Annotated in this window: 24 protein-coding genes; 10 read left to right on the forward strand and 14 right to left on the reverse strand. The window is 66.9% G+C overall.

Features of this window, described 5'->3' with window-relative positions; all coding sequences use genetic code 11:
* Positions 1-19 precede the first annotated feature (19 nt).
* The 4 genes from WFK36_RS19905 to WFK36_RS19920 all read left to right on the forward strand — a co-directional run bounded on the left by WFK36_RS19905 (position 20) and on the right by WFK36_RS19920 (position 2773).
* On the forward strand, positions 20-364 hold the full coding sequence (locus tag WFK36_RS19905) for a DUF3263 domain-containing protein (protein ID WP_008382266.1): 345 nt from the start codon (positions 20-22) through the stop codon (positions 362-364).
* Between the two features lie 105 nt (positions 365-469).
* On the forward strand, positions 470-982 hold the full coding sequence (locus tag WFK36_RS19910; protein ID WP_336793742.1) for a LytR C-terminal domain-containing protein: 513 nt from the start codon (positions 470-472) through the stop codon (positions 980-982).
* A 36-nt stretch (positions 983-1018) separates the two neighbouring features.
* Entirely contained in the window at positions 1019-1618 is a 600-nt protein-coding gene (locus tag WFK36_RS19915; protein ID WP_336793744.1) for a superoxide dismutase family protein, read from the forward strand.
* 21 nt (positions 1619-1639) lie between these two features.
* Positions 1640-2773: a glutamate--cysteine ligase gene (locus WFK36_RS19920; RefSeq protein ID WP_336793746.1), complete on the forward strand. Its 1134-nt coding sequence runs from the start codon at positions 1640-1642 to the stop codon at positions 2771-2773.
* 96 nt (positions 2774-2869) lie between these two features.
* Here WFK36_RS19920 and mnhG read toward each other — a convergent pair whose 3' ends face one another.
* The 6 genes from mnhG to WFK36_RS19950 are packed head-to-tail and all read right to left on the reverse strand — an operon-like array spanning position 2870 to position 9425.
* On the reverse strand, positions 2870-3196 hold the full coding sequence (mnhG, locus tag WFK36_RS19925; protein WP_008379617.1) for a monovalent cation/H(+) antiporter subunit G: 327 nt from the start codon (positions 3194-3196) through the stop codon (positions 2870-2872).
* A complete protein-coding gene (locus WFK36_RS19930) occupies positions 3193-3453 on the reverse strand; it encodes a monovalent cation/H+ antiporter complex subunit F (RefSeq protein WP_008379615.1) in 261 nt (86 codons plus the stop codon). Before WFK36_RS19930 ends, mnhG begins: the two co-directional genes overlap by 4 nt.
* Positions 3450-4265, reverse strand: coding sequence for a Na+/H+ antiporter subunit E (locus tag WFK36_RS19935; RefSeq protein WP_336793749.1), 816 nt, complete (start codon positions 4263-4265; stop codon positions 3450-3452). Before WFK36_RS19935 ends, WFK36_RS19930 begins: the two co-directional genes overlap by 4 nt.
* The gene (locus WFK36_RS19940; protein ID WP_336793751.1) at positions 4262-5884 is read right to left on the reverse strand and encodes a Na+/H+ antiporter subunit D; all 1623 of its coding nucleotides are present in this window, start codon (positions 5882-5884) and stop codon (positions 4262-4264) included. The genes WFK36_RS19935 and WFK36_RS19940 overlap by 4 nt, the downstream gene beginning before the upstream one ends.
* Complete coding sequence (locus tag WFK36_RS19945; RefSeq protein ID WP_008379610.1) at positions 5881-6549, reverse strand: Na(+)/H(+) antiporter subunit C; 669 nt, start codon at positions 6547-6549, stop codon at positions 5881-5883. Before WFK36_RS19945 ends, WFK36_RS19940 begins: the two co-directional genes overlap by 4 nt.
* Positions 6546-9425, reverse strand: a complete 2880-nt coding sequence (locus WFK36_RS19950) for a Na+/H+ antiporter subunit A (RefSeq protein WP_336793753.1) — start codon at positions 9423-9425, stop codon at positions 6546-6548. Before WFK36_RS19950 ends, WFK36_RS19945 begins: the two co-directional genes overlap by 4 nt.
* Before the next feature lie 80 nt (positions 9426-9505).
* Here WFK36_RS19950 and WFK36_RS19955 point away from each other — a divergent pair, with 80 nt between their 5' ends.
* A complete protein-coding gene (locus WFK36_RS19955; RefSeq protein WP_336793755.1) occupies positions 9506-9928 on the forward strand; it encodes a hypothetical protein in 423 nt (140 codons plus the stop codon).
* Between the two features lie 373 nt (positions 9929-10301).
* On the opposite strand, the gene WFK36_RS19960 is transcribed toward WFK36_RS19955, so the two are convergent.
* The 6 genes from WFK36_RS19960 to WFK36_RS19985 form a co-directional block, all read right to left on the reverse strand.
* Positions 10302-11225 carry a type IV toxin-antitoxin system AbiEi family antitoxin domain-containing protein gene (locus WFK36_RS19960; protein ID WP_336793757.1) on the reverse strand — a complete coding sequence of 308 codons (924 nt, stop codon included), beginning with the start codon at positions 11223-11225 and terminating at the stop codon, positions 10302-10304.
* A 438-nt stretch (positions 11226-11663) separates the two neighbouring features.
* On the reverse strand, positions 11664-12104 hold the full coding sequence (locus WFK36_RS19965) for a hypothetical protein (RefSeq protein ID WP_336793758.1): 441 nt from the start codon (positions 12102-12104) through the stop codon (positions 11664-11666).
* Positions 12105-12213: 109 nt separating this feature from the next.
* A complete protein-coding gene (locus WFK36_RS19970) occupies positions 12214-14424 on the reverse strand; it encodes an AAA family ATPase (RefSeq protein WP_336793759.1) in 2211 nt (736 codons plus the stop codon).
* Between the two features lie 3 nt (positions 14425-14427).
* On the reverse strand, positions 14428-15456 hold the full coding sequence (locus WFK36_RS19975; RefSeq protein ID WP_419717517.1) for a CDP-alcohol phosphatidyltransferase family protein: 1029 nt from the start codon (positions 15454-15456) through the stop codon (positions 14428-14430).
* Positions 15456-16163: a phosphatidylserine decarboxylase gene (locus WFK36_RS19980; RefSeq protein ID WP_336793761.1), complete on the reverse strand. Its 708-nt coding sequence runs from the start codon at positions 16161-16163 to the stop codon at positions 15456-15458. Before WFK36_RS19980 ends, WFK36_RS19975 begins: the two co-directional genes overlap by 1 nt.
* Before the next feature lie 115 nt (positions 16164-16278).
* Complete coding sequence (locus WFK36_RS19985; protein ID WP_336793763.1) at positions 16279-16740, reverse strand: SRPBCC family protein; 462 nt, start codon at positions 16738-16740, stop codon at positions 16279-16281.
* Positions 16741-16919: 179 nt separating this feature from the next.
* Between WFK36_RS19985 and WFK36_RS19990 the strand changes: the two genes are divergently transcribed.
* Genes WFK36_RS19990 through WFK36_RS20000 form a run of 3 tightly spaced genes read left to right on the forward strand, consistent with a single transcriptional unit; the run spans position 16920 to position 21146 of the window.
* Positions 16920-18701 carry an ABC transporter ATP-binding protein gene (locus WFK36_RS19990; protein ID WP_336793765.1) on the forward strand — a complete coding sequence of 594 codons (1782 nt, stop codon included), beginning with the start codon at positions 16920-16922 and terminating at the stop codon, positions 18699-18701.
* A complete protein-coding gene (locus tag WFK36_RS19995) occupies positions 18698-20455 on the forward strand; it encodes an ABC transporter ATP-binding protein (RefSeq protein WP_336793767.1) in 1758 nt (585 codons plus the stop codon). Before WFK36_RS19990 ends, WFK36_RS19995 begins: the two co-directional genes overlap by 4 nt.
* A gap of 40 nt (positions 20456-20495) precedes the next feature.
* Positions 20496-21146, forward strand: a complete 651-nt coding sequence (locus WFK36_RS20000; protein WP_336793769.1) for a TetR/AcrR family transcriptional regulator — start codon at positions 20496-20498, stop codon at positions 21144-21146.
* A 29-nt stretch (positions 21147-21175) separates the two neighbouring features.
* Here the strand turns inward: WFK36_RS20000 and WFK36_RS20005 are convergent, their stop codons facing one another.
* Both WFK36_RS20005 and WFK36_RS20010 read right to left on the reverse strand, forming a co-directional pair.
* Positions 21176-22291: an acyl-CoA dehydrogenase family protein gene (locus WFK36_RS20005; protein WP_336793771.1), complete on the reverse strand. Its 1116-nt coding sequence runs from the start codon at positions 22289-22291 to the stop codon at positions 21176-21178.
* Between the two features lie 27 nt (positions 22292-22318).
* Positions 22319-23515 carry an acyl-CoA dehydrogenase family protein gene (locus tag WFK36_RS20010; protein ID WP_008379597.1) on the reverse strand — a complete coding sequence of 399 codons (1197 nt, stop codon included), beginning with the start codon at positions 23513-23515 and terminating at the stop codon, positions 22319-22321.
* A gap of 65 nt (positions 23516-23580) precedes the next feature.
* On the opposite strand from WFK36_RS20010, the gene WFK36_RS20015 reads away from it, so the two are divergent.
* Positions 23581-24987 (forward strand): amidase, encoded by a 1407-nt coding sequence (locus WFK36_RS20015; RefSeq protein WP_336793774.1) that lies wholly within the window; start codon positions 23581-23583, stop codon positions 24985-24987.
* 361 nt (positions 24988-25348) lie between these two features.
* Positions 25349-26842, forward strand: a complete 1494-nt coding sequence (locus WFK36_RS20020) for an MFS transporter (protein WP_336793776.1) — start codon at positions 25349-25351, stop codon at positions 26840-26842.
* The last annotated feature ends 134 nt before the right edge of the window (positions 26843-26976 follow it).

Below are 26976 nucleotides of genomic sequence, written 5' to 3' on the forward strand. Positions count from 1 at the left end.
CATTCGGTAAGGGAGCGAGATGGACGGCGCAACCGCGCGAACCCCCAAGGACGACGACTCGGCCGTCGCTGCGCAGAACAGTCTGCCTGCTGACCCGCACGAGGTCGGAGCCGACGGGCTGACTCGACGCGAACACGACATCCTCGCGTTCGAACGCCAGTGGTGGAAGTACGCGGGATCGAAGGAAGAGGCGGTCAAGGAACTCTTCAGCCTGTCCGCCACCCGCTACTACCAGATCCTGAACGCCCTGGTCGATCGGCCGGAAGCGCTCGCCGCCGATCCGATGCTCGTCAAGCGTTTGCGCCGACTGCGTGCGTCGCGCCAGAAGGCGCGTGCCGCCCGTCGTCTCGGCTTCGACATCTGATCAGCGAGTCGAACGGCCTCGTCGCACCGCACGCCGACCACCGCGCGGGATTCTCCAGACACGCCCTAGACGTACTACGCGACGTCGTGAGCTAAAGTTGCCGTGATGAAAGCTGACCGAGAAACCAACCGGCTTCCGCTCCGAGCGGGGGCCATGCTCTTGCTCGCGATCGCCGTGGTCTGCATCGGCCTCGGATGGCACAGCGCGGCCACGAGCGGCGACGACGGCAAAGCCGATCTCGCAGACACGCAAACCAGTGCGTCTGCAGACCAGACGCCCTCGGCTTCGACTCCGAAGAAGGCGTCCACATCCACCGCGCCCAGCACCGTGACGGACGCCGCCGGCGTCGGGACGATGTGCGTCCTCAACGCAGGCACCCAGACCGGTCTCGCCGGTGAGGTGTCGGATGCGCTGAAGGCAGCGGGCTTCACGGTCAGCGAGGCCGCGAACCTCTCCACCGCCAGCATCAGTGAGAACACGATCTTCTACGGTGCAGGCAAGGAATCGGCGGCCAAGAAGGTCGCCGAATCGGTGCCGGGCGGCGCCGACGTCACCGAGCGTCCCGCAGCGTTCACCAAATGCCCCGGCGAACTCGCCGTCGTGGTCGTGTCCAAATGACCTCAGCCCTCTCCATCACGCGATCTAAGGAGCGTCATGTTCGCCCGTAACCTCACCGGAATCTCGACCACCCGAGTCCTGGCAGTGGTCGCTGCGGCCGGTGCCGCAGGAGCCGTCCTCGCGGGCTGCTCACCGGACGAGCACCCCTCCGACGTCCCCGGCACCCGTCCGGCAGTCATCACCGGCGACCAGGTCCAGCCCGGTGACGACGTCAATGCGGGCGTCCAGCGGTCCAACAGCGACGCGGCCACGGTCACCATCGTCAACATCGCGGGCAACAACGTCGGTTCGGCGACCTTCACCACCGAAGACGACGCCGTCACCTTCGAGATCCGCCTGTCTGGTCTGGAAGCAGGCGAGCACGGCGTCCACATCCACTCGGTCGGCAAGTGCGAAGCCTCCACGAAGTTCGCGTCGGCGGGCGACCACCTCCAGGTGGGCGGCCACACCGGCAAGCCGGAGAGCGGCGACCTCGGCTCGATCACGGTTCTGAAGAACGGCACCGGAACCCTCAGCAAGTCGACCGACGCGTTCAAGGTCAACGACATCCGCGGCAAGGCGATCGTCGTCCACAAGGTCGGCGACTCTGACGGCACCCAGCGCGAAGCGTGCGGTGTCATCGCAGGCCGCGCCTAGCAGGAATCGCAGGTCGCGGCGGTGGGGGTCCCGATCACACAGATACCGTTCGTCGGTTCACCAGAACCGACACTCGGCGTCGAATGGGAACTCGCGCTCGTCGATCGGGACACCCGCGATCTGACGAACGCCGCACCCGACCTCTTCGAGTTGATCGCCGCACGCGGCGTCGACCGGGCCGGACAGATCCACAAGGAACTGCTCAGCAACACGGTGGAGCTCGTGACCGGGATCTGCCACACCACCGGTGAGGCGATGGACGATCTCGGCGCGACGCTCGACGTGGTCCGTGGACTCACCGACGAGATCGGCGTCGACCTGTACGGTGCGGGTACCCACCCGTTCGCGGAATGGTCCGCGCAGCAGCTCACGGAGGGACCGCGGTACGCCGAACTGATCTCCCGCACGCAGTGGTGGGGTCGGCAGATGTTGATCTGGGGCGTCCACGTGCACGTTGGGATCAGCCATCGCGACAAGGTGCTGCCCATCCTGTCGTCCCTGCTCAAGTACTACCCGCATCTCTTGGCGCTCTCCGCGTCGTCGCCGATGTGGGGTGGTCACGAGACGGGATACGCGAGTAACCGCGCGATGATGTTCCAGCAGCTCCCGACCGCGGGACTGCCGTTCCAGTTCGAGAAGTGGGCTGAGTTCGAGGCGTTCGCCGCAGATCAGATGACCACCGGGATCATCGACCATCTGAACGAGATCCGGTGGGACATCCGCCCGTCCCCTCATCTGGGGACCATCGAGGTCCGCGTGTGCGACGGCGTGTCGAACCGGCAGGAACTCGCGGGACTGGTCGCACTGATCCACTGTTTGATCGTCGACCTCGACCGCCGCCTCACCGCAGGCGAGACTCTTCCGCAGATGGCGCCGTGGCTGGTGCAGGAGAACAAGTGGCGTGCGGCGCGCTACGGCATCGACGCAATCATCATCGAAGACTCCGACTGCGCGGAGCGGCTCGTGACCGAGGATCTCGCCGAGTTGCTCGTCCGACTCGAGCCGGTCGCCGCGTCCCTGGGGTGCTCAGCCGAACTGGCGTCCGTCGCCGACATCGTGGCCCGCGGAGTCAGCTACAACCGCCAGCACGAGGTGTTCGCCCGTACCGGATCGTTGCGCGACGTCGTCTCGTCCGTCGTCGCCGAACTCGACTGATCTTCCACTGCTCCCTGCTCCTCGAGTGAGCGCACTTCTCCCTGCTCCTTGAGCGAGCAGGGAGGCTCGGTTCGTCGTTCATGGAGCAGCGGAGGCCTATTTGGTGCCGCGGAGCTGCGACTCGTCGAGGAGCTGCTCGTCGATGCGCTGTTCGCGGTATACGAGGCGCCCGACGCGCTGAGCGATCACCGGAGCCGTGAGCAGGGTGAACAGTCCGGTCAGGATCAGCATTCCGCTGTCCGGGTGACCGCGCAACTGGATGAGCGTGCCGATGAGCACGAGGATCATGCCGAACGTCTGAGGTTTGGTCGCGGCGTGCATGCGGCTCAGTGTGTCGGGGAACCGGGCGATGCCGATCGCCGCGGTCAGCGCGACGAGCGAGCCGAACAGAATGAACACTGCGGAGAGGATGTCGCGGATCATTCGTCGTCCCTTCTGCGGAAGCGGGCTACCGCGATCGAGCCGATGAAGCTCACCAGGCTGAGTACCACGATGCCGGCTGCGATCGTGGTGTCACCGGTGGCCGCGACCCAGACTGCGAGTCCGGAGATCAGAATCGCGACGATCGCGTCGACGCCCACCAGGCGATCGAGGGTCGTCGGGCCGCGCAGGGTCCGATACGTGGTCAGGACGACGGAGATCAGCAGCATCGTGGCGGCGACTCCCCAGACGTATGTCACTTGTCGTCCTTCCGTCGACGCCGCATGCCGCGCGACGGCCTGTCGCGTTCGGCTTCCTCGGCGACGCGTTGGCGGTCGCTGAACGGGACGTGGTGGTAGTCGTCGTCGATGCCGTGGAACGGGCTGGGGTGCCATTCCGAGTCGCGCTCGAACGCCTTGATGAACTGGCGTTCCACGTACGCGGTCTGCTTGAAGAACGCGTCGATGTACTTCTGCTTGCTCACGTCGAAGATGTGGACGTACAGCATGCGTCGAAGGTGATCGATCTCGACGACCATCGTGCCAGGCACGAGGTTGATGTAATTGACGGCCAGCGTCAGGACCAGGTCGGACTTGATGGCGACATGGACGCGGACCACCGCGCCGAGCGGCGGCGGCCCGGGTTTGACGGCGGCCCACGCGACCTGGGCGCTCGACTGCACGAAGTTCACCATCAGCGACAGCAGCAGGCGGATCGCCGCGAGCGGATGCAATCGACCTTCCACTGGGACGCGGGGGAGTGGGAGCACCGTCATCACGACCAACCCGAACACCAATCCGACGATGATGTTGCCCCAGGTGATGTCGCCCCAGAGGAGAACCCACACGAACGCCAGCCAGAACAGGCTCCACAGCCGCATCGCGAACTCGCGGAGGTCGCCGCCAGCCCACACGGGGAACTTCAGATGCGCGGAGAGCCACACGTACAGCTTGACGATCGGCCAGGCGAACCACAGCAGCGCCGAACGCCAGAGCCGTCCGAAGAACGACGGGATCGCCTTCTTGCCGCGCGGTTTCACGTGGGGTCGGTCCGGGAACGGTGTGTTGCTCACGGCGCACCCTCCCCCGTCGATCCGCCCAGCACGGCACCGATGTAGTCGGCGCGGTCGAGGACGGCGTGCGCGGCGCTGCCGGTGAATTCGAAGATGGGCCCGGCCCAGACAGTCAAAGCGATGCCGCACGCGACCATCGCCGCGGTCGGGACGACCATGGTCACCGGCATGCGGCCGACGTCCTCACGATCGTGGATCAGCACGTCGGTGCCTTCTTCGACGAGTGCCGACGGGGTGCTCGCCGCCATCTCGCCCTCCGGGGCGTCGGCGCGGGCTCGCCAGAAGCCCTTCGTCCAGATGCGGGCCATCACGTACAGGGTCAGCAGGCTGGTGATCACCGAACCGGCGATCAGGACCCACGACAGGACTGAACCCTGCGCGGCGCCTGCCTCCAGCAGCGCCACCTTGCCGAGGAAACCGGAGAACGGTGGGATGCCGCCGAGGTTGAGCGCGGGGATCAGGAACAGCACCGCGAGCAGCGGGCTGGCGATGAGTCCGCCGAGACGGCGCAGCGACGACGAGCCCGCCTGCCGTTCGATCAGTCCCACGACGAGGAACAGGGTCGTCTGCACGAGGATGTGGTGCGCGACGTAGTAGATGGCGGCCGACGTCGACTCCACTGACCCGACAGCGATGCCGAAGATCATGTAGCCGATGTGGCTGACCAGAGTGAACGACAAGAGACGTTTGATGTCCGCCTGGGCGATCGCACCGAGTATGCCGACGAGCATCGTCAGGAGGCCCGCGATCATCAGGACGGTGTCCATAGTTCCACCGGGGAACAGCAGTGAGTGCGCCCGGATTATCGCGTACACGCCGACCTTGGTCAGCAGGCCCGCGAACACGGCTGTGACCGGTGCCGGCGCCGTCGGGTAGGAGTCGGGCAACCACGTCGACAGCGGGAACACGGCGGCCTTGATGCCGAACGCCACCAACAACACCGCGTAGAGCGCATTGCGGGTGCCGTCGGGCACGTCGTCCAACCGAACCGCCATCTCGGCGAGATTCAGCGTTCCGGTGGTCGTGTAAGCGAAGGCGATGCCCGCGAGGAAGATCAACGACGACACCATCGACACCATCACGTACGACGCTCCCGCGCGGACGCGTTCGGCGCTGGCACCGAGTGTGAGGAGCACAAACGATGCCGCGAGGAGTACTTCGAACGAGACGTACAGGTTGAACAGGTCGCCTGCGAGGAACGCGTTGCAGACGCCGGCCGTGAGGATCAGGTAGGTCGGCAGGAAGATCGACACCGGCTGCTCGGTTGTGCCGTCCCGGATGCCCTGCCCGATCGCGTAGACGACGACGCACAGGAGCACTGTCGTCGACACGACGAGCATCAGGGCGGCGAGCCGGTCCACGACGAGAGTGATGCCGAGCGGTGAGTCGCCGCCGTCGCGTCCACCCCAACCGCCGATGTTGACTGCGAACGTGCCGTGCACGCTTGTCAGATACAGCATCATCGCCGACGCGACGAGGGCGATCGTGATGGCGCCGACGGTCACCGGGCGTTGGAAGTTCGGACTGCGGCCCCGCAGCAGGGTCAGCGCTGCGCCGAGCATGGGGGCGAGGGTCGGGAGGACGATGAGCACACCGATCCAGGAGGCCTGCGGGATCATCGATCACCTCCGCCGGTGGTCTCGTCGTCGGAATCCTCGGGCATGTCGTCGCCGTCCTCGGTGAGGTGTGCGAGGAGGTCGGCGTCCTCCGGCATGAGGTCGGTCTCGATGACGCCGAGGTGCACTTTCTCGAACTCCTCGGCGGTCAGCGGATTGCCGTGGTCGTCGAAGAAGTCGCCCGCGACGGTGTCCGCACCCGTGAGCGGGTCGTCGGAGCGGTCGCGGTCCGGGAATGTCTGGAGCGTGCTGGTCGCGATCTTCAGGTCTTCCGGGTCGTCCTGGACATCGTCGTCGACTGTCACCGCACCCTCGGTGGACGTCGGTTCCACGTCGGGGGCTGCGGTCTCGGGGCCGCGGCGGTTGATGACGAACAGGCGGTACGTCAGGGCCAGCACGAACGCGGCGACACCCATGGTGATGACGATGGCGGTCAGCACCATGCCCTGCGCCAGGGGATCGGCGTCGGCGGTCTGGCCGGCCGACGAACGTCCGCGGATCGGCGGGTTCCCGGGCGGTCCGGAGAGGGTCACGATCAGCAGATTGATGCCGTTGCCGACCAGCATGAGACCGAACAGCATGCGGATCAGGCTGCGTTCCATCAGCAGGTACACGCCGCACGCGGCGAGGACGCCCGCGATGACCAAGAGTCCGAGGTTCACGCTCACTTGACTGCCTCCGACGGCTCGGGGGCGGGGGCGTCCTCGGGTGTCTCCAAGCGAGCGCCGAGGCTGCGGAGCACGTCGAGAACCAGTCCGACGACGATCAGGTAGATGCCGAGGTCGAAGAACAGTGCGGTGACGATGTGGACGCTCCCGAACACCGGCAGTTCGAGATCGATCACTGCCGACGACAAGGCGGGCGCCCCGAGGAACAGTGAGGTGACAGCGGTCGTCGCCGAGACCAGCAGACCTGCACCGAGGATGGTCCCCGCTTCGACGGGCAGTGCTTCGCCGAGTTCGTAACGTCCGCCCGCGAGGTAACGGAGGACCAACGCGAGGCCCATGACGAGTCCGCCCGCGAATCCGCCGCCGGGAGCGTTGTGACCTGCGAAGAACAGATAGATCGACAGGATCACCAGTGTCGGGAACACGACGCGGGTGGTCGCTTCGAGGACCATCGTCCGGTGGCGAGGATCGCGGAACTCGCTGCCGCGGAGCCAGGTGGTGCGGTCGGAGACGACGTCGTCGTCGCTCAGACCGGCCTGGAGTCGGGCCGCGTCGGTGACGCGGGGAACGGCGCCGAAACGGCGGCTCCGGAACACCATCGACGCGACGCCTGTCGCGGCGACGATCAGCACGGACACTTCGCCGAGGGTGTCCCACGCGCGGATGTCGACGAGCAGGACGTTCACCGTGTTCGAACCGTTGCCGAATGTGTAGGCCGCATCGCCGAGGCGGAGCTGGAGGGGTTCGGTGGAGCGTGCGGCTGCGGCGAACAAACCGATCATGACCAGCATCGCCCCGAATGCGAGACCGATCAGGGCGCGGCCGGGCTTGAATCCGGTGGTGTGGCGGGACGCCGGTTCGGAGGGCAGTTTGCGCAGCACCAGCACGAACACGACAAGCGTGACGCTCTCCACCAGGAACTGGGTGAGGGCGAGGTCGGGTGCACCGTACATCGCGAAGAGCGCGCCGCAGCCGTAGCCGGTGAGACCGACCACGAGGGTCGCCGCGAGACGGTTGCGCAGGACGGTCACGGAGATGGCGGCCGCCGTCATCAGGACGCCGACCACCGCCTGCTCGACGTTGTCGAATCCGCGGACCTGCAACGCGTCACGATTGCCTAGGGCCAAAGCGATGACGGGCAACAGGACCGCGGTCGACAGGATCACGGCCTGGGTCAGGGGGAGGGAACCGCGCTGCGTGTACCGCGTCACGAAGAGCGACAGGGTGTCCGCACCGCGCAGAGTGGCGTCGTACACGCGGTCGGCGTTCAGCGGCGGCGGGTTCTTGAACACCTTCCGGCGACGCTTTCGCAAGAACAGGAACAGCGATGTTCCGCAGACCACGACGATGATCGAGAAGACGATCGGCAGTCCGAACCCGTGCCACATCGCAAGGTGTTCGAGCTCGTGACCGTAGTCGGGCAGCGTCTCGGCGTAGGGAACGAACTGTTCGCCGATCCGGCCTGCGGCGAACGCTGCGGCGACACCGGCGGCGGCCAGGATCGCGGGCGGCGCGAGGAACGCGGCATTCGGCGGATGAAGCGCGGCGACCGGCCTGGTCGGGAACGTGCGGACCTTGCGGCCGAACGCTCCCCACAGGAAACGCGTCGTGTACGCGAAGGTGATGATCGAGCCGACGAGCAGCGTGATGTCGACCGTGTAGGCGGCCCAGGTGTCGAGGGCTCCGGTGTTCCAGATGGCGCCGAACGCCGTCTCCTTGCCGACGAAGCCGAACGTGAACGGAAGTCCCGCCATGCTCGCGCCTGCGACTGCCGCGATGGCGGCGAGCGCCGGGAGACGGTGACCGAGGCGGGCGAGGAGTCGGATGTCGCGGGTGCCGGTGGAGTGGTCGATGATGCCGACGACCATGAACAGGCACGCTTTGAACAGCGCGTGCGCGATCACCATCGAGAGGCCTGCCATGGCCACGCCGGCGTCGCCGATCCCGACGAGGACCATGATGAAGCCGAGTTGGGACACAGTGCCGAACGCGAGGATCAGTTTCAGGTCGCGCTCACGGAGTGATCGCCAGCCGCCGAGCAGCATGGTGAGTGCGCCGAGGCCTATCACCAGCACCTGCCAGCTCAGCCGGTCGGAGAACGCTGGGGCCAGGCGAGCGACGAGGTACACGCCTGCTTTGACCATCGCCGCGGCGTGCAGGTACGCGCTGACCGGCGTGGGCGCGGCCATCGCGCCGGGGAGCCAGAAGTGGAACGGGACGATCGCCGATTTCGAGATCGCGCCGATCAGGATCAAAACGACGGCGACGTCGACGAACACTCCGCCTGCGGGCGGGTTCGCGAGAAGGTCGGAGAGCAGGTAGCTGCCGGTTCGTTCACCGAGCATGATGATGCCGACGAGCATCGCCAGGCCGCCGAACGTCGTCACCAGGAGTGCCTGTGTCGCCGCGCGACGCGACGTCGCGCGGACCATGTTGAAGCCGACGAGCATGAACGACAGGACCGTCGTAGCTTCCCAGAACACGTACAGGACCAGCGTGTTGTCGCTGACCACGAGCCCGAACATGGCGGCGGCGAATGCGACGATCTCACCGCCGAACGTCTCGACGCGGCGTCGCATGGTGTCGAAGTAGTTGGCGCAGTACACCAGGACGAGCGAGCCGATGCCGAGGATGAGCACTGAGAGGATCGCCGACAGTGTGTCGAAGCGGACGTCGATGTCCATCTGCAGTGCGGGCACCCAGGTCAGGGTTTCAGTGCGAGGCTCCGCATGGGCTTCCGGCCAGTTCGCGATCACCCAGACGAGGGCGGCTGCGGGCATCAGTGCGAGGACGTAGAACCCTCGGGTTCCGCACAATTTCATGATCGGTGGAGAAACGAGCGCGCCTATTGCCAGCGCGATCATCACTGCGATCAAGGGGCCACTCCGTCGGTCAAAGGGGGCGGGCGGGGTGTCGGAACTCTGGTTCTGCTGCGCCCTACTCTACCGTTTCGACCATGACCGTCTTGTTCCGAGTATGTGCCGCGCTTCTCGCCGTTGTCGCAGGCGTCGCAGTTCTGACCGCTTGCGGGAGCGATGACACCACGTCGGACCGCGCCGGTGTCGAGCTTCCGGCCGACTTCCCGTCGGGCGACGTCCCCCTCGTCGACGGCGCACTTCTGGACGCGACCGGTAAGGACGGGACCTGGCGCGTCACGGTCCAGGCGGGCGCCGCCGACGGCAACGCGCTCGTGAACGCCACCAAGAAGCTCACCGACGACGGTTTTGTCGAATCGAGCAGGACAGGTGACGCCGCGAACCAGACGGTCACGCTCTCTCGCGCTGTCGACGGCGGCACCCTCTGGGTGAATGTCGGCATCTCCGCAGACGCCTCATCCGGCCCGTCGACGGTCTTCTACCAAGTGGCCAAGACGAAGTAACTCTCCGCGGCCTTCGCTTGCGAACGCTGCCTTCGTCGACACAGATCGACGCTTCGTCGACAAACGCGGCCCTTGTGAAGGCCGCGTCTGTCAGTGGGGGTCGCGGCGAGCGGTTCGGCGGTTTGTTCCAGGCGTTTGATCCCTTCGGGATCAGTCAAAAGATGCTTTGACCAGATGCCAGCCGGACAAGGAGCGCTCGACCGGCAACCTCCGCTGTCCCCAGCATCTTTGAACCGAAGCCCGCCACCGCGCACCTCACGGCGGAGGCGCTCTCGCGACCCTCACCGACAAACGCGGCCTTCAGGAAGGCCGCGTTTGTCGACGAAGCGTCGATCTGTGTCGACGAGGGCAGCGTTCGTCGTCGAACGCCGCGTTAGATGTCGATGCCGAGGCGGGAGTAGTGAGCTCGGACGATGGATGTGACGCGGTGTGCGGTGAGGTCGGACCAGATCCACCGTGCGACGTCGAGTCCGAGGTCGCGGAGTTCGTCTTCGCGGATCTTCTCGCGGATCACGACGTCTTCCGGATCCTCGCCGTCGCGCATGTCTCGGCGGTATTTGACGAGGCCGTCGAACTCGGCGACGAAGACGTCGCGTACGCCGAAGTCGCAGCGGGCGGTCCGGCCTGATCGGAGCTGATATTCGACTTGGAGATCGGGGAGACGGAGATCGTCCTCGATCATCTGTGCACGGCTCCACGATTCGCCTGGCGATTCGGACCGTCCGTCTGCGAAGCGCAATGCACGCCGGGCCAGGGACACGCCCCTGCGTGGAGTGGAGAAGGCGCGCTGCAAGCTGTCGTCGGTGAGCCCGTGGGCGAGCCCTCCGTCGAGGACTGTCAGGGACTGAGCGAAGCGGGATGACGCGAGCGCGACGTCGACGACTGTCCGCTCGAGGCTGGTGACCAGCACGCCGTCGATCTCCACGACCTCGTCGTCGGAGAGGATCCCCGGATGCACGATTCTCCGCGCTCGCGTGTATCCGCCGCCCGAGAGTCCGTTCGTCAGATGCACGTGGACGGTGTCGGGATAGAGGAGCTCAAGTCCGTGGACGGCGGCCGCGGAATCGTGGCTGAGCACCAGACGTCCCGGTCCAGTCGCGGCGGCGATGCATCGTTTCCGGTACAGGAGTGCGGTCGGCTGTGCACTCTCGGAGAGCACTACGCCCGGTAGATACTGCCCGCGTCCGACGACCTGCAGCTCACCCGATCTGACTGCCTCGGTGATCCGGCGTTCCGGTATCCCGGCGTCCAACGCCGACGCCCGACTGACGATCCCGTACCTGTTCACCGGCCACATGCCTGTAGTGAACTACGTGAACACGAAAAATGCACCCACGTTGTCCACAGGCTCGTCGCTCGGTGCCTCCTCGCGACTCTCGGAGACGAACGCTGCATTCGCTGACGTAGATCGACGCTTCGTCAGCAAACGCGGCCCTTGTGAAGGCCGCGTTTGTCAGTGGGGGTCGCGGCGAGCGGTTCCTTGCCGGCGGTCGGGACTTCGATCCTTCGGGATCGACTGAAAAGATGCTTTGACCAGATGCCGGCGGGACAAGGCGCGCTCAACCGGCCGCCCCGCTGTCCCAGCATCTTTGAACAGAACCTAGGACCAACGCCGAACAGGAATGGAAACGCTCTCGCGACCCTCACTGACAAACGCGGCCTTCAGGAAGGCCGCGTTTGTCGATGAAGCGTCGATCTACGTCGACGAAAGCAGCGTCTGTCGGCGAAGGCCGCGCTAGGCGGACGGGGTGGGGGTGGAGGGGGTCGCGGGAGTGTCGGTCTGATCGGGTGCGCCCTCCTGCGGACGCATCCGGAAGTTCGGGACCTCGCCCTGGCCCGGGAACTGTTGGAGGCCGGGGAACTGGCCCTGCTGATCCGATTGATCCCCGAACCGCATCACCTCGATCCGATCGTGACGACGCTCGGACTTGTCCCCGGAGTGGTCGCCGACGAGGAAACCCGCGCCGAACGACAGTCCGACGACTGCGAGGGCTCCGACCACGGAGCCCGCGATCAGAAACCGTCGCTGGACCGGGACCACAACCGGCTGCTTCGACGGGGCGGGCGGCACTGCGGGAGCTGCCGGTTCGGGTTGCCCGATGGGCTGGGTCGGCGCGGCCGCGGCGTCGGGTTCGGCGGCCGGGCTGTCGGGAGTCTGGTCCTGGGCGTCGCTCATCGTGATTCCTTCGTGTCGTGCGGCACGACTGCCGCTGTCGACTACGAGAGAACCCGCACAACCTGGCAGGAAGCTGGAGATCCCGTGCCAGTGCCCTGGAAGCAAGAGGCTAGCTGCGACGACGCTCGGCGTACGCCTCGAGTTCGGCCACCTGGTCGGGATCGAGGGACGGCCGGACCGCCGCTCGTGCGACGTCGAGATCGGCGGAGGTGACCGTCGCGGCCTCGATGTCACGACGCATCGCAGCGAGTGCCGCCTCACGCAGCAGCGCGGAGCAGTCGGCCGCGGAGTACCCGTCCAAGTCGGCGGCCAGTGCGTCGAGGTCGATCTCCGCGAGCGGGACGTTGCGCGACGACGCGCGCAGGATGTCCGCGCGGGCGGCGGCATCCGGTGGCGGGACGAATACGAGTCGCTCGAGGCGGCCGGGACGCAACAGCGCCGGATCGATGAGGTCGGGCCGGTTCGTCGCGCCGAGCACCACGACGTCCGACAGCGGTTCGACGCCGTCCAACTCGGTCAGCAGCGCCGCGACCACGCGATCGGCGACTCCGGAGTCGGTGGAACCACCACGACGCGGTGCGAGTGCATCGACCTCGTCGAGGAAGATCAACGACGGCGCCGACTCTCGTGCCCTGGTGAACAGGTCGCGTACGGCACGTTCGGACGCGCCCACCCACTTGTCGAGCAGTTCCGCACCCTTGACGGTGTGCACCGAGAGGCGTCCCGACGCGGCCAGTGCCCGAACGACGAACGTCTTGCCGCAGCCGGGAGGGCCGTACAGCAGGACGCCGCGCGGCGGGTCGACGCCCAATCGGGTGAACGTGTCCGGGTGCTGCAGCGGCCACAACACCGCCTCGGTGAGAGCCTGGCGAGTCTCGACCATGTCTCCGACGTCGTCGAGCGTGATCGAACCGAGAGCCACATCGGGCGACTCCAGCCGGGACGCCGGACGGACGACGGCCAACGCCTCGGTCAGATCGGACGTCCGCAATGCGGGCTCTTCGGAGGTCTCGGCCGCCCGAGCCGCAGCGCGCAATGCGGCGTCGCGAACCACGGCGGCGAGGTCTGCGGCGACGAAGCCCGGAGTGTGTGCGGCGACGTCGTCGAAGTCGAGTTCACCGTCGACTGGCACGCTTCGCAGGATCGCGGCCAGCAGTTTTGCGCGCAGCGGAGCATCGGGGAGTCCGATGGTCAACGACCGGTCGCACAGGTCGGGTTCGCGCAGACGCGGATCGGCCTTCGTCGCATCGGCGCTCGTCGCGACCAGTGCGACGGTCCCGCTTCCGATCGCAGATCTGAGGTCGTCGAGGATCAGCGTGGACACCGGATCGGCATCGACCGGAAGCAGCGCGTCGACGTCGGTGATCAGCAGAACGCCAGGGCCCTGCGCGCGCAGGCGCGTGACGGCCGCGGACACCGCGGCACGGCGGCTCTCGGCGACGAGCGCGCCCGTGGTGGGCCCGTCGATCTCGACGAACGGCCGATCGGCGCACACCGACCGCACAACGGTCGCCTTGCCGACACCTGACGGGCCGGTCACCAGCACGCCGAGACGAGGCTGCGCGCCGAGTGCCGCCAGGATGTCGGGGGAGTCGAGGGTCACCGACAGCCACTCCGTCAACCGAGCGGTCTGCGAGTCGACGCCGACCAATTCCGCGACCGGGCGCGGCGGCAAGGCGTCTCGACTGCGCTCGACGGGCGAGGAGGCGTCTCGACTGCGCTCGACGGGCGGGGAGGCGTTTCGACTGTGCTCGATGGGCGGGGAGGAGGCCCATACGACCGCCGTGTTGGTCTGCACGCTGACGGGGCCGGCAGGCTCGGTCGCGGTGACGGTCAACAGTTCGTTCGTCCAGGTGATGCCGAGAGTGCGGGCCATCGACTGAGTGGCTTCACTCGCTGCGAGGTCGGGACCGAGGTCGCGGGGAAGCAAAGAGACGGCGTCGCCGACCGACACGATCTTGCCGAGCAGCGCGCGGCGCAGCGCCGCGTCGGACACGGCGGAGACCGCTGCCGACGATCCGCTCACCGTGACCTTCGACGCGCCGTACACGGTCACCGGGCCGACGATCACCTGGGTGTTCTCGCGGACGCCGAGATTGGAGAACGTGATGTCGTCAAGCAGGAGGGTCCCGGGTGGCACGTCGTCGGACGCCCTGGCCACCACCGAGGTCACGGTCCGCGCACCGGTGAGGCTGATCGCGTCCCACTCCCTCAGCGACAGTGCGGCCAGCACCTCGGGGTGAACGCGAACGAGTCCACGCCGCGAGTCGGCGGCCGAGGTGTTCAGACGTGCGGTGAGTGCCAACGACGGTTCCGTCACGTCTCAGTCCTCGACGATGTCGTCGGCGTGGCGTTCGGTCTGCGGCGTCGGACGCCGCAGACCCAGGCGTGCAGACGTGCGCGGGGCCACTCGACGTCGGCGGACGCCGTTGCCGCCGGCGGCACGACGCTCGTCTCGCCGCTGGAGGCGACGGTCACGCGCGGGGACCTCCCAGTGCTCGGGCCGGGCCGCGACCAACCGCTGCATCCGCCACGCGAACGGCATGTGTGCGAGGTACGCGAGAACGCCGATCACCATCAGCAGATACGGGAACGTCATCAGCAGTGCGGCGGCCGCAGCGACCACGATCAGCAACCCGGCGAGCGCACTCGGGCGCACCCGGGCCGTCTTGAACGACAACGTCGGGACGCGGCTCACCGCGAGCAGTGCGACGAACACCATCCACGATCCGACAGCGGCGGTCGACGTCCACCAGCCGGTTCCGAAGTGCTGCATCATGCCGACCGGGAGCAACGCCATCACGGCGGCCGCGGGAGCGGGCACGCCGACGAAGAATTCCTTCGTGTACGCCGGGGCGTCGTCGTCGTCGAGCAGGGTGTTGAACCTGGCCAGCCGGAGGACGATCGCTGCGCAGTAGATGAGGACAAGGATCCAGCCGACGTCCTTGCCCATGGAGTCGGAGTCGCGCAGCACCGCCGAGTAGACGATCAAGGCGGGTGCCACACCGAAGTTGATGGCGTCCGCGAGCGAATCGATCTCGGCGCCGATCTTGGTGGTCGCGTCCATCATGCGAGCGACGCGGCCGTCGAGGCCGTCGAGCACGGCGGCGATCACCAGTAGTCCGAGCGCGAGATCGATCTTGCCTTCGTCGGCGAAACGAACAGCGCTCAGACCTGCGCAGACGGCGAGAATCGTGAGTGCGGACGGCAGGAACATCCGGCCGTCCCGCAACGAATGGCGCCGCTCGCGGTCGCTGCGTCGCCGCATCTGGCCGGCGACGCGGGCACGACGACGCGGCGCGCCGTCACGACGGCGCCGGCCCAGCCGCGGGCGGGTCGGTCCGTCGGCCATCAGCTCAGGTCCGCGAAGACTGTCTCGGCACCGATGGCGCGCTGGCCGACCGACACCTTCGGCACGGTTCCGGCGGGCAGGAAGACGTCGACGCGTGAACCGAATCGGATCAGGCCGTACGTGTCGCCGAGGACCAGATCGTGTCCGACCTCGGCGTCGTTGACGATGCGGCGGGCGATCAGACCGGCGATCTGCACAACACCGACCTGCGGTCCTTCGGGGGTCGCGATCGTCATCGATGTGCGTTCGTTCGCCGTGCTGGCCTCGGGCAGATCGGCCGACAGGAACTCGCCGGGCTTGTGGACCACCGACAGGACTCGCCCGGCGATCGGGACGCGCTGCACGTGGACGTCGAACACCGACAGGAACGTGCAGATGCGCGGCAGCGGCTGATCGCCGAGACCGAGTTCGGGATGAGGGATCATCTCGTCGACGATCGCGATGGTGCCGTCAGCCGGCGCCACCACCAGCCCCGCGCCCGTCGGAGGGACGCGGGACGGATGGCGGAAGAACAGCGCGGACGCGCCTGCGAGCGCCATCGCAGGGCGCGAGATCCACGGCTTGCTGCGGCCCAGGACTGCGACCGCGGCGGGCGCCGCGACGAACGGGATGCCGCGCGGGTGGATCGGCGGGACTGTCTGATTGAACAGGTCGATCAGGTGTCCGACGCCGGTGCGTGCGTCGGGACCCTTGGGGCGTCGTGCCACCTTCAGGTTCCTCCTCGGTCGGGCTCCGGCGGAACTGCTGACCGGGAGCGGATTCATCGCCCCCGATTCTAGGCCGTGGTGCGGAACCGTTCCGCACCACGGCCCAGGTCGGAGCTCAGGCGCTTTCTGCGGCGCGCTTGATCTTGCCGAGCGTCTCGCGGATGCCTTCGCGGAGTTCGTCTTCGAAGGAGTCATTGCCGCCGAACACCTTGTCGACGAGGAACGCCGACAGTGCGGTGGTCTTGCCGCCTTCGGCGACACGCGATTCGGTGACGCGCGAGCCGGTCTCGGTGGCGTCGATCTTGTACGACCAGACGGTGTGGTTCTCGGAGATGCGGAAGGCGATCTCACGGTTGGTGTCGAACGTGACGATCTTCGCGCTGGTCGGCCACACGAGCGGGCCGCGGCGGTTCACGTTGAGAGTGCGCGCGCCCTGCTTGACCTCACCGCCGAACACGATCATCTTCTTGCACTGCGGGCTCCACTCGCCCATGCGCGGAAGATCGCTGATCACGGACCAGACGGCCTCGGGGGTTGCGTTGACGTCGATGGAGTCTTCGATGACGGGTGCGGCCATGGTGGCTTCCTTCCAATCGGGTATCGCAGGTCACCCTAATCCAGTTTCTGTGACGACTGGTAACGCAGTGGCGTCAGTCGGGTTGACGCCGAGTCGGCGAGGGTTGTGTCTGCGCGGCATGCATCCTAATGTGAAAGGCATTTAGTAATAGGTATGGCAAACCTAAATTAAGGATGGATATGGCTGACGAGCACAAGGCGCAGCAGCGTGACGGTGAACGAGCGTTGCGCGAACTGTTGAAACCGGTCTCGGGACGTCTCGCAGCCGGCCGACTGCTCGCGGTGGTGTCCGGTGTACTCGCAGTCGTCCCATACATCGCCCTGGTGGAGGCGGGCGACCTCCTGCTGACCGCGGCCGCAGACGGCGTCCCCGTCGACGGTCCAGGTGTTCGACGCTGGCTGCAGATACTCCTCGCGGCGTTCGGCGCCCGCCTGCTGATCTACTTCGTAGCACTGCTTGTGACCCACTTGGCCGACATCGAGTTCGGCAGACTGGCCCGCGAGGGAATGGTCCGCCGTCTGGCGTCGGCCCCGCTGTCGTGGTTCACCGGGGTCAACTCGGGGCGAGTGCGCAAGGGTCTGCAAGACGACATCGGAACCGTCCACCACCTGATCGCTCACCAACCGGTCGACGGAACAGTCGCGGTGGTCATGCCCGTCGCGCTGATGATCTACGCGTTTGTGGTCGACTGGCGGCTTGGGCTCCTGTCGATCGCGACGTTGCCCCTGTACGTGTTGGCCACGGCGACGTCGATGCGCGGCATGGGTGAGAAGACGGTGGAGATGGACAAGAGGCTGTCGTCGGTCTCGGCGCGCATGGTCGAGTTCGTCACCGGCATCTCGGTGGTCAAGGCCTTCGGTCGTGTCGGGCGAGCGCACGACAGGTACCAACAGTCCGCAGACGAGTTCTACGACTTCTACTTCGCCTGGGTGAAGCCGCTGGTGAGACTGTCGGCACTCGGGAGTTCGTTCCTCGCGGTCCCCCTGCTGCTCCTCATCAACGTCGGCGGCGGTGCTCTCCTGGTGCGGGCCGATGTGGTGTCGGCGGCGGACGTTCTCGCGACGGCGCTGATCGCGTTGCTCATTCCCAATGCGATCGAGACGCTGATGAACGCCGCATGGTCCCGTCAGATGGCTGGAGCCGCGGCGTTGCGTCTGGACGGTCTGCTCCACCTCGACGTGCTCGCACCTGTGCGCCTGTCTGACATCGAAGTCCCTTCGGGCAACGCGGTGGAGTTCGACTCGGTCTCGTACTCCTACACCGCCGGCGACAGTGCGGTGATGGCGGTGGACTCAGTGGACTTCCGCATGGAACCCGGAACCATCACGGCGCTGGTCGGACCTTCCGGGTCGGGGAAGTCGACGCTTGCGACCCTCCTGGCACGATTCGACGACCCGACGTCGGGAACGATCCGCTTGGGCGGGGTACCCCTCCCGCATGTCGGCTCGTTGTACTCCCACGTCGGGTTTGTACTTCAAGACCCACAACTCCTCGGCGTCAGCATTCGGGACAACATCCTGCTCGGACGGCCGGACGCGACCGAGGAAGAGGTGCGCGCCGCCGCGCGCGCTGCTCAAGTACTCGACGAGATCGATGCTCTTCCACAAGGATTCGACACCGTGTACGGCTCCGACTCCGGACTCTCGGGAGGGCAGGCACAGCGGGTCGCCATCGCGCGGGCTCTCCTCGTCGATGCACCCGTGCTGATCCTCGACGAGGCGACTGCGCTCACCGATCCGGAGTCGCAGTATGAGATCCAGCAAGCGCTGTCGACGCTCGTTCGAGGGAAGACCGTGCTGCTCATCGCGCATCGCCCCGAGGTGATCGCGGGCGTCGACCGGATCGTCCTTCTGGATTCGGGCCGGGTGCTGGCGAGTGGAACGCACGACGAACTCATCGATCACCCGGCGTACGCCCGGTTGTGGACGGCCGCTCCCACCAGTGAAGGACTCCAGTCATGACCCTGCCGCTCACCGACATCGTCGCGCGTATGCGCCGCATGCTGTCACAACCGTCGCGACTGCGAGGCGCGCTCGCGGTGTCAGTGGGCGCAGGCCTGATCGAAGGCCTGGCGCTGGCAGCGCTGCTTCCGGCGATATCGTCGCTGGCATCCGACGATGCCGTGTGGGGTCTGCGAATCGGTGGCTGGGTCGCAGTGCTGGCGGTCCTGTCCGTGGCGAGCTTTGCAGTCAACTACTTCGCCGCTCGGCGCATGTACGACGCAGCACTCGACTTCCTGCGCAGCATCCACCGATTGGTGGGGGACCAGGTGGCGAAGCAACCGCTCGGATGGTTCGCGCGACCGATCTCGGGGGCGTTGTCGCGCCTGGTCTCCACCGAACTGATGATGGCGGGCGAGATTCTCGCCCACATGTTGGGCCCGCTCGCCTCACGCGGCACCGCTGCCGCGGTGATCGTGATCGCCGCGTGGGTGTGGAATCCGCTCCTCGGACTCGTTCTCACCGTTGCCGCACCGGTGTTCGTGGGGATCACGCTCGGGTCGACGGCGCTGCTGCGTCGTGGACGGGAGATGCACGAACCGAGCGAGATCGCTCTTGCGGACAGGATCGTCGAGTTCGCGCAGTGCCAGGGCGCGTTGCGTTCGACGGGTCACAGCGCGGATTTCGCGCCGCTCGCCGCCGATATGGAGGCTGCGTCCAAGGCCAAGAAGAGCGCGCTCTGGATGGAGACGGGAGGACTGCTGCTCAGTGGTGCCGCCACGCAGGGCATCGTGGTGGCGCTGATCGTGACCGCTGGATCACTCGCCGTGGACGGGGTGTTGGAGCCAATTCCCGCTGTCGCGTTCATCGGTCTCGCGCTGCGATTCACCTTGACGCTGTCGGTGATAACCGACAGCGCGATGGCGTTGGAGTCGCGTCGCCCGCTTCTGGATCAGTTGGACGAAGTCCTGACTGCGCGACCGTTACCCGAGCCGAACGAGCCCGCAGTGCTCGGCGCACCCGGATCGATCGTCCTCGACAACGTGGGATTCACCTACGAAGGTTCTGCCGAACCGGCGCTGCAGAACATCTCGCTGACCGTTCCGCCCGGGAAGATGGTCGCGATCGTGGGTCCGTCGGGGAGCGGTAAGACGACTCTGGCGAAGCTCATCGCGCGCTTCTACGACGCCGATCAGGGGACCGTCGCGGTCGGTGGAGCGTCGGTCGCCGAGCAGACGACCGAGCAGTTGATGTCGCAACTCTCGATGGTCTTCCAGGACGCCTACCTCTTCGACGGGACCCTCTGGTCGAACATCGCGGTCGGTCGTCCGGAGGCGTCCGACGCCGAGATCCTCGAAGCCGCTGAGTCTGCGGGTGTGACAGAGGTCGCCGGTCGTCTATCCGATGGCTGGGACACGGGTGTCGGAGAAGGCGGACGTGCGCTCTCCGGGGGTGAGCGTCAGCGAGTCTCCCTCGCGCGTGCGCTGCTCAAGCAGGCTCCGATCGTGCTTCTCGACGAGGCTACGTCTGCGCTCGACGTCGAGAACGAAGCACATGTCGTTCATGCTGTGGAGCAGCTCCGGCGCACCGCGACGGTGGTGGTCATCGCCCACCGTCTCGACACCGTGGTGTCTGCCGACACGATCGTCTCGCTCGACGAGTCGGGGCGACTCGAGGCGGTCGGGGATCACGACGAACTGCTGGCTGCGGGCGGCACCTACGCGTCGTTCTGGCAGCGGCTCCGTTCCAGTCAGGGGTGGCGCGTAGCGGACTGACGTCGAGCAGACGCGCGTTCGCGGCCGATACCCTGGCAGCGTGACCGATCGAGGAATGGAAGCCGCGCGACTGGGCCGCACCGTCGGACGCAAGCCGGCCTTCTCTGCGACGGATGTGGTGCGGGCCGCGCTGGACGAGGGTGTCGACAGCTTCACGATGACCGCTGTCGCCAATCGACTCGGTGTCGTGACCGCGGCGATCTATCGCGTCTTCGGCTCTCGCGAGGAACTGGTTTTCGCCTGCCTCGACGCGATAGCGGCGACCTTCCGGGTGCCCGAGGACGGGGCGGACTGGCGCGGAGTCCTGCACCTGTGGGCTGATGAGGGATGGCGGCTCTGCGAGGAGAATCCAGGACTCGACCGTGCCGTTTACGACTACCCGGCTGCCTTCACGCGCATCGAGGACGTCTTCGCCGCTTATGCGCGGGCCCTGGCCGTGCACGGGTGGACACGCGGCCAGGCAGCCTTCGCACTCGATTTCATCGGCGACACCGTGTTCTCCACCCACATCGGCGTACAGGCACACCGCGCCGTCGACGAGGATGGAGTGAGCGGACTCGAGCGTGCACGAGCTCGGAGTACTGCTGCCGCCGTCTTGCAGCCCTCCGATGACTGGCAGGACCGAGGTGCGCTGGACGTCAAGTTGGCGTTCGTGATCCGCGCGCTGGACGCCGACCGACCGTCGCTGTGACCGACGGTCGGCCTCCGCGCGCCGTGGAGTCAGCCGACGGTCACCATGTCCCACTCGGACACCGAGCCGGAGAGCCGCGCCAGGTGTGAGTCGGCGTCGCCGAGAGTGTGCGAGATCGCGGTGAGGCGGCTGACGTAATGCCCGACCGGGTACTCGGCCGTCATGCCGATGCCGCCGTGCATCTGGATGGCCTCCTGGCCGACATGCCGTCCGCTGCGGCAGATCTGCAGCTTGGCCCGGGAGGCGATGATCGGGTCGTAGTCGCCGTCGGCCAGGGCCGCGGTGAAGTATGTGCTCATGCTCTGCGCGAGTTCGTTCGACACGTACATGTCGGCGGCGCGATGAGTGAGCGCCTGGAACGTGGCGAGCGGAACACCGAACTGCTTGCGCGTCTTCAGATACTCGACCGTCAGCTGCAGGGCGCGTGTCATCGCCCCGACCGCCTCGGCGCACAGGGCCGACTGTGTCGCGACCTCGACGTCGGAGATCACCTGGGACGCGTCGCCGCTGCCCAGACGCGTTCCGGCGGCGCCGGTCAGCTCGATCTGCGCTCCGCGTCGACGGTCGTGCGTCCGGTACGCGGTGCGGGCCAGGCCGTCGGCGTCCGCGTCGACGAGGTACAGCCCGATCGTCCCGTCCGGCTCACGAGCGGAGACGACGAAGGTGTCGGCGACGTCGCCGTGGTCGACGAGGGTCTTGGTCCCGGTCAGCTTCCCGTCGACGGCTGTCGTCGTGACCGCGGTGTGCGGCCACCGGTCGCCGGGTTCGGTGTGCGCGAACGCGAGCAGACGTTCGCCCGACGAGAGGCCGCCGATGACGTCGGCGCGGGTGGCGTCGTCGGCGGTGCGGGCGACGAGCATGCCGGGCACGATCACCGATCCGAGCAGAGGTTCGGGAGCGAGGCTCGCACCCAGCTCGCCCATGACGACGGACAGTTCCTCCGGGCCTGCGCCCATGCCGCCGTCGTCTTCGCTGAAGACGAGACCGAGGATGCCGATCTCGGCGAGCGAGTTCCACACGTCGCGGCTCCAGCCGAGGTCGGTGTCGGTGACGGATCGGAGGGTCTCCACGTCGTAGGTGGAGGTCAGGACGTCGCGGACGGTGTCGCGCAACATCACCTGTTCTTCGGAGAGGTCGAATTCCATTTGTGCTCCCTAATGAGTCTGGCGGGCCTAGAGGCCCAGCACGGCCTTGTCGATGATCTGGCGCTGCACTTCGGACGAGCCGCCGTAGATCGTGACCTTGCGGTAGTTGAGGTAGGTCGGAACCGTGAGCTGGGCCCATTCGGGAGAGGCCACGTCGGCGGTGCCGTTGGCACCTGCGGCGTCGACGCCCGCGACGGGCAGCGAGTCCGGACCGGCGATGTCGGCGAGGAGCTCCATCGCCTGCTGCTGCAGTTCGGAGCCGCGCAGTTTCAGCAGCGACGACGCCGGGTTCTGCTTGCCGTTCGCCGAGCCCGCGACCACGCGGAGCTGCGTGATCTCGAGCGCCAGGAGCTGATTCTCCAGGTCGGCGAGGCGTGATGCGATCGCCGGATCGTCGAGGAGCGTCCCGTTCGGCGTGGTGATCTCGCTCGCGAGCTTCTTGGCTCGAGCGAGCTTCGTCTTCGTGTAACCGACACGGGCGATGCCGGACCGTTCGTTGCCGAGCAGGAACTTGGCGATCGTCCAGCCCTGGTTCTCTTCACCCACGAGATTCTCGACAGGCACGCGCACGTCGCTGAAGAAGACCTCGTTGACCTCGTACCCGCCGTCGATCAGCTGGATCGGGCGCATCTCGATGCCCGGGGTGTCGAGGTCGATCAGCAGGAAGCTGATGCCCGCCTGCTTCTTCACGTCGGGATCGGTGCGGACCAGCATGAAGATCCACTTGGCGAACTGGCCGAGGGTGGTCCACGTCTTCTGGCCGTTGACGACGTAGTGGTCGCCGTCGCGGACGGCCCGCGTCTTCAGCGACGCGAGGTCACTGCCTGCCTCGGGCTCGGAGAATCCCTGGCACCACCAGAGGTCGAGATTGCGGGTGATCGGGAGGAAGCGTTCCTTCTGCGCGTCGTTGCCGAAGTGGGCGATCACCGGTCCGACCATGCCCGCGTTGAACGGCAGGAGGTCGGGGACGAAGTTGAGCGCCATCTCCTCGCGCCAGATGTGGTGCTGCACCGGCGTCCAGTCCTGGCCGCCGGCTTCCACCGGCCACGCGGGGACGGCGATGCCGCGCTTGTTGAGGATCTGCGTCGTGGTGACGATGTCGTCCGGGTAGATGGTCTTGCCTTCGGCGTTGCGCCGTCGGATGTCCTCGGGGATCTCGGTGGTGAAGAACTCCCTGAGCTCGGTCCGGAAGGCTTCTTCCTCTGGGGTGAATCTCAGCTGCATGCTTCAATTCCTACCCGCTGATGTGCGTCGCGTCACGGGTGTCGAACGAAGTACGCTGCGTAACCATGAAACACGTGCATGCCTTCACCGACGACGCGCTCGGCGACCTCGACGCGCTGGGCGTCGCGCAGCGGATCGCATCCGGCGAAGTCAATGCCGCGGAAGTGCTCGACGCGGCCCTCGCCCGACTGGACTCGGTGGAGCCGGCGATCAACGCTCTTGTCCTCGACGATCGGGAGCGTGCACGGTCGCGGGCCGCGGGCACGTTCGACGGTGTCTTCGCGGGTGTGCCGTCGGCGATCAAGAACAACACCGCGTTCGCGGGGATCGCCACGCGGAACGGTTCGGCCGCGACGCCGGACGTGAAGGCGACCGAGAACGAGGAGTTCTCCGACCAGTTCGTCGGAACCGGCCTCAACGTGATCGGAGCGTCGACCACCCCGGCCTACGGGCTGACGGCCACCACCGAGTTCGTCGACCGCGAACCGACCCGCAACCCGTGGGACACCGACTTCTCGTCGGGTGCGTCGTCCGGCGGTGCAGCCGCGCTCGTCGCCGCGGGCGTTCTGCCGCTCGCACACGGCAACGACGGCGGCGGCTCCATCCGTATCCCCGCCGCGGCGTGCGGTCTGGTCGGTCTGAAGCCGACGCGCGGGCGGACTGCGCCGTCGAAGATGGCCAAAGACCTGCCGATCGACCTGGTCAGCAACGGCGTCATCACGCGCAGCGTCCGCGACAGCGCGGCCTTCCTCGCCGACGTCGAACGACTGTCACCGGCGAAGAATCTGCCGCCGGTCGGTCACGTCGAGGGACCTGGTGACAAGCGCCTCCGGATCGCGCTGGTCAACGTGCCGATCACCGGGCACCTCCTCGATCCGGCAACAAACTCCGCACTGAACGAGACCGTCGAGCTGCTGGAGTCGCTCGGTCACTCGGTCACCACGGTGCCGCTTCCGGTCGACAGGTCGTTCGTCGACGACTTCGCCGACTACTGGGCGTTGATGGCGTTCGGCATCGACAGGCTCGGCAAGTTCACCGTCGGCAAGGGCTTCGACAACTCGCTGATCGATCCGTTCACCCGTGGTCTGTCGAACCGATTCCTCCGCCGCTTCTACCGCCTCCCGTTCGCGATACGCGGACTGAACCGCGGGACCAAGGCGTTCATCGGCCTGACGAGGGACTTCGACGTGGTCCTCTCGCCGACGCTCGCTCATGTGACGCCGGAGATCGGTGTCCTCTCCCCGTCGGGCGACTTCGACGAGGTGTTCGACAAGCTCACGCGCTACGTGTCGTTCACGCCGGCCAACAACGTCAGCGGAACGCCAGCCATCTCTCTGCCGCTCGGGCAGACTCCGGACGGTCTGCCGATCGGCATCCACTTCTCCGCCGACATGGGTGCCGAGCGCACGCTCCTCGAACTCTCCTACGAACTCGAAGCGGCCTGCCCGTTCGCGCGGATCCAAGACGCCTGACTTTCCGCGTCCAACCATTACCGCTCAGGGGCAGTAGGCGTTCTTACGCGCCTTCTTCCGCTGCTCGGTGATGGTTGAACGCGGTCTCGAGTAGTTCGCGTCGCCCGCCGACGGTCATATTGCGAAGGTTTGGCTGGCAGTTCTGGGCTGCGAGGACGAACCGTCAGGCCGGGCGTGATCCTCGTCGAATGCCGGATATCGCCGTGACCTGGGGGTTCGTCAGCGGGACGTAGTCGAGGGATGTCCCGGTGGATGGGATTGTGTGTAGTGGGGCACATCTGCCGTGGATTGTGATGTCACCGACACGAAGGCCCCGGTGTGGGCGCTGGAGTGTCGTTTCCCTCCACGAAAGGACCACACCATGGTCTCGCCTCCCCTCGTCGGCGCCCCCACGGCCGATGCTCCGGGCAACCGTCTCGACGACGCCGATCAGCGCTGGACACCCCGGCTGATCCTCTCCCTCAGCGCGATCGTGCTCACCCTCGAGATGCTCACCATCAGCTATCTGATGATCTCGATGGCGCAGCCGGCCATCAGCGCGCACTACCAGACCACGCAGGGCGCGTGGCTCCTGACGACGTTCCTGCTCGTCGGCGCCGTGGCCGCTCCGCTCCTCGGCAAACTGGCCGACATGCACGGCAAGCGGTTGATGCTGCTCCTGTGCGTTGCAATCGCCGCCGTCGGGACGTTCATCTCGGCGGTCGCTCCGAGCTTCGCGCTCATGCTGGTGGGTCGAGGCCTGGCCGGCCTGCTCGTCCCGTGCCTTTTCCTGAGCTACTCGCTGATCCGCGACGTCTTCCCCGCGAAGACCGTCGCCCTCGCGGTCAGCATCGCGACGAGCGGAATGGGGCTCGTCGCGATCCCGGCGCCGTTCATCGCGGGCTGGCTGATCGACGACTTCGGCTTCCGCGGCGTCTTCTGGTTCATGCTGATCGGCCTCGCCGTGCTCGGGCTGATGATCCTGGCGACGACGGCGGAGTCGCCCGTCCGATTGCGCGGTCGCATGGACCTGGTCGGAGCAGTCCTCCTGGGTGCAGGTCTCGCGGGCGTCCTGGTGGGCGTGAGCATGGGCCCGACGTGGGGTTGGTCGGCGTCGTCGACGCTCCTGTACCTGATCGGCGGAAGTGCACTCATCGTCGCGTGGGCCGTCTCGGCGAAGTTCGTCAGCGACCCGCTGATCGATCTGAATGTTCTCGGGCGACGGTCGGTCGCCTTCACCGCGATCGGCGCGGGCATGGTTTACGGCGTCAGCGGCCTGTACTCGCTGCTGCTTCCGACCCTCGCCATGACGCCCGCGATCATGGGCCTCGGCTACGGATTCGGCGTCGACGCGGAAGGATTCGCAGTGTTCCAGGCGCCGATCGGTGCGCTCACCGTCGTCGGCGGTCTCATCGTCGGAGTGCTCGTCGGTCGCAATGTCGCGCCGCGCGCGCTGCTGGCCGTGGGTGGCGTCATCGCAGCGCTCGGTTGTGCTCTGACCGCGTACTCCAACGACACCAAGGGCACGCTGATCGTGTTCGCAGGCCTCGTCGGCCTCGGCATGGGCCTGGGCTACGCGGCGATCCCGAATCTCGTGATCGCCGCCGTCCCGCCGCAGTTGCAGGCGTCCACCGCCAGCATCATGGGTGTGGTCCAGAGCGTCGTCCCCGCGATTCTCCCGGTGATCGCGTTCACGGTGATGAATAACTCGTACATCGCTCCGATCCCGCCGGAGATGACCGGCGGCTACACGTTCTACACGCAGGACGGGTTCAAGGTCGCATTCCTGATCGCCGCCGCCGCGGGTGCCGTGTGTGCTGTCGCTGCACTGCTGCTTCCGCGGAAGATCGAACAGATCGTCCTCGAAGACGCCTGAGAAATGCGCTTAGGGTGTCGGGGGGGGGGGGGGGGGGGGGGGGCACCAACCCCCCCAGGGCCGCGGCCGGCGGGCGGGGGGGGGGGGGGGCCCCGGGCCGCCCCCCCCCGGGGGGGGGGGGCGCCGACAGGGCG

Source organism: Gordonia malaquae (assembly GCF_037148075.1).
In the GTDB taxonomy this organism is placed as follows: domain Bacteria; phylum Actinomycetota; class Actinomycetes; order Mycobacteriales; family Mycobacteriaceae; genus Gordonia; species Gordonia malaquae.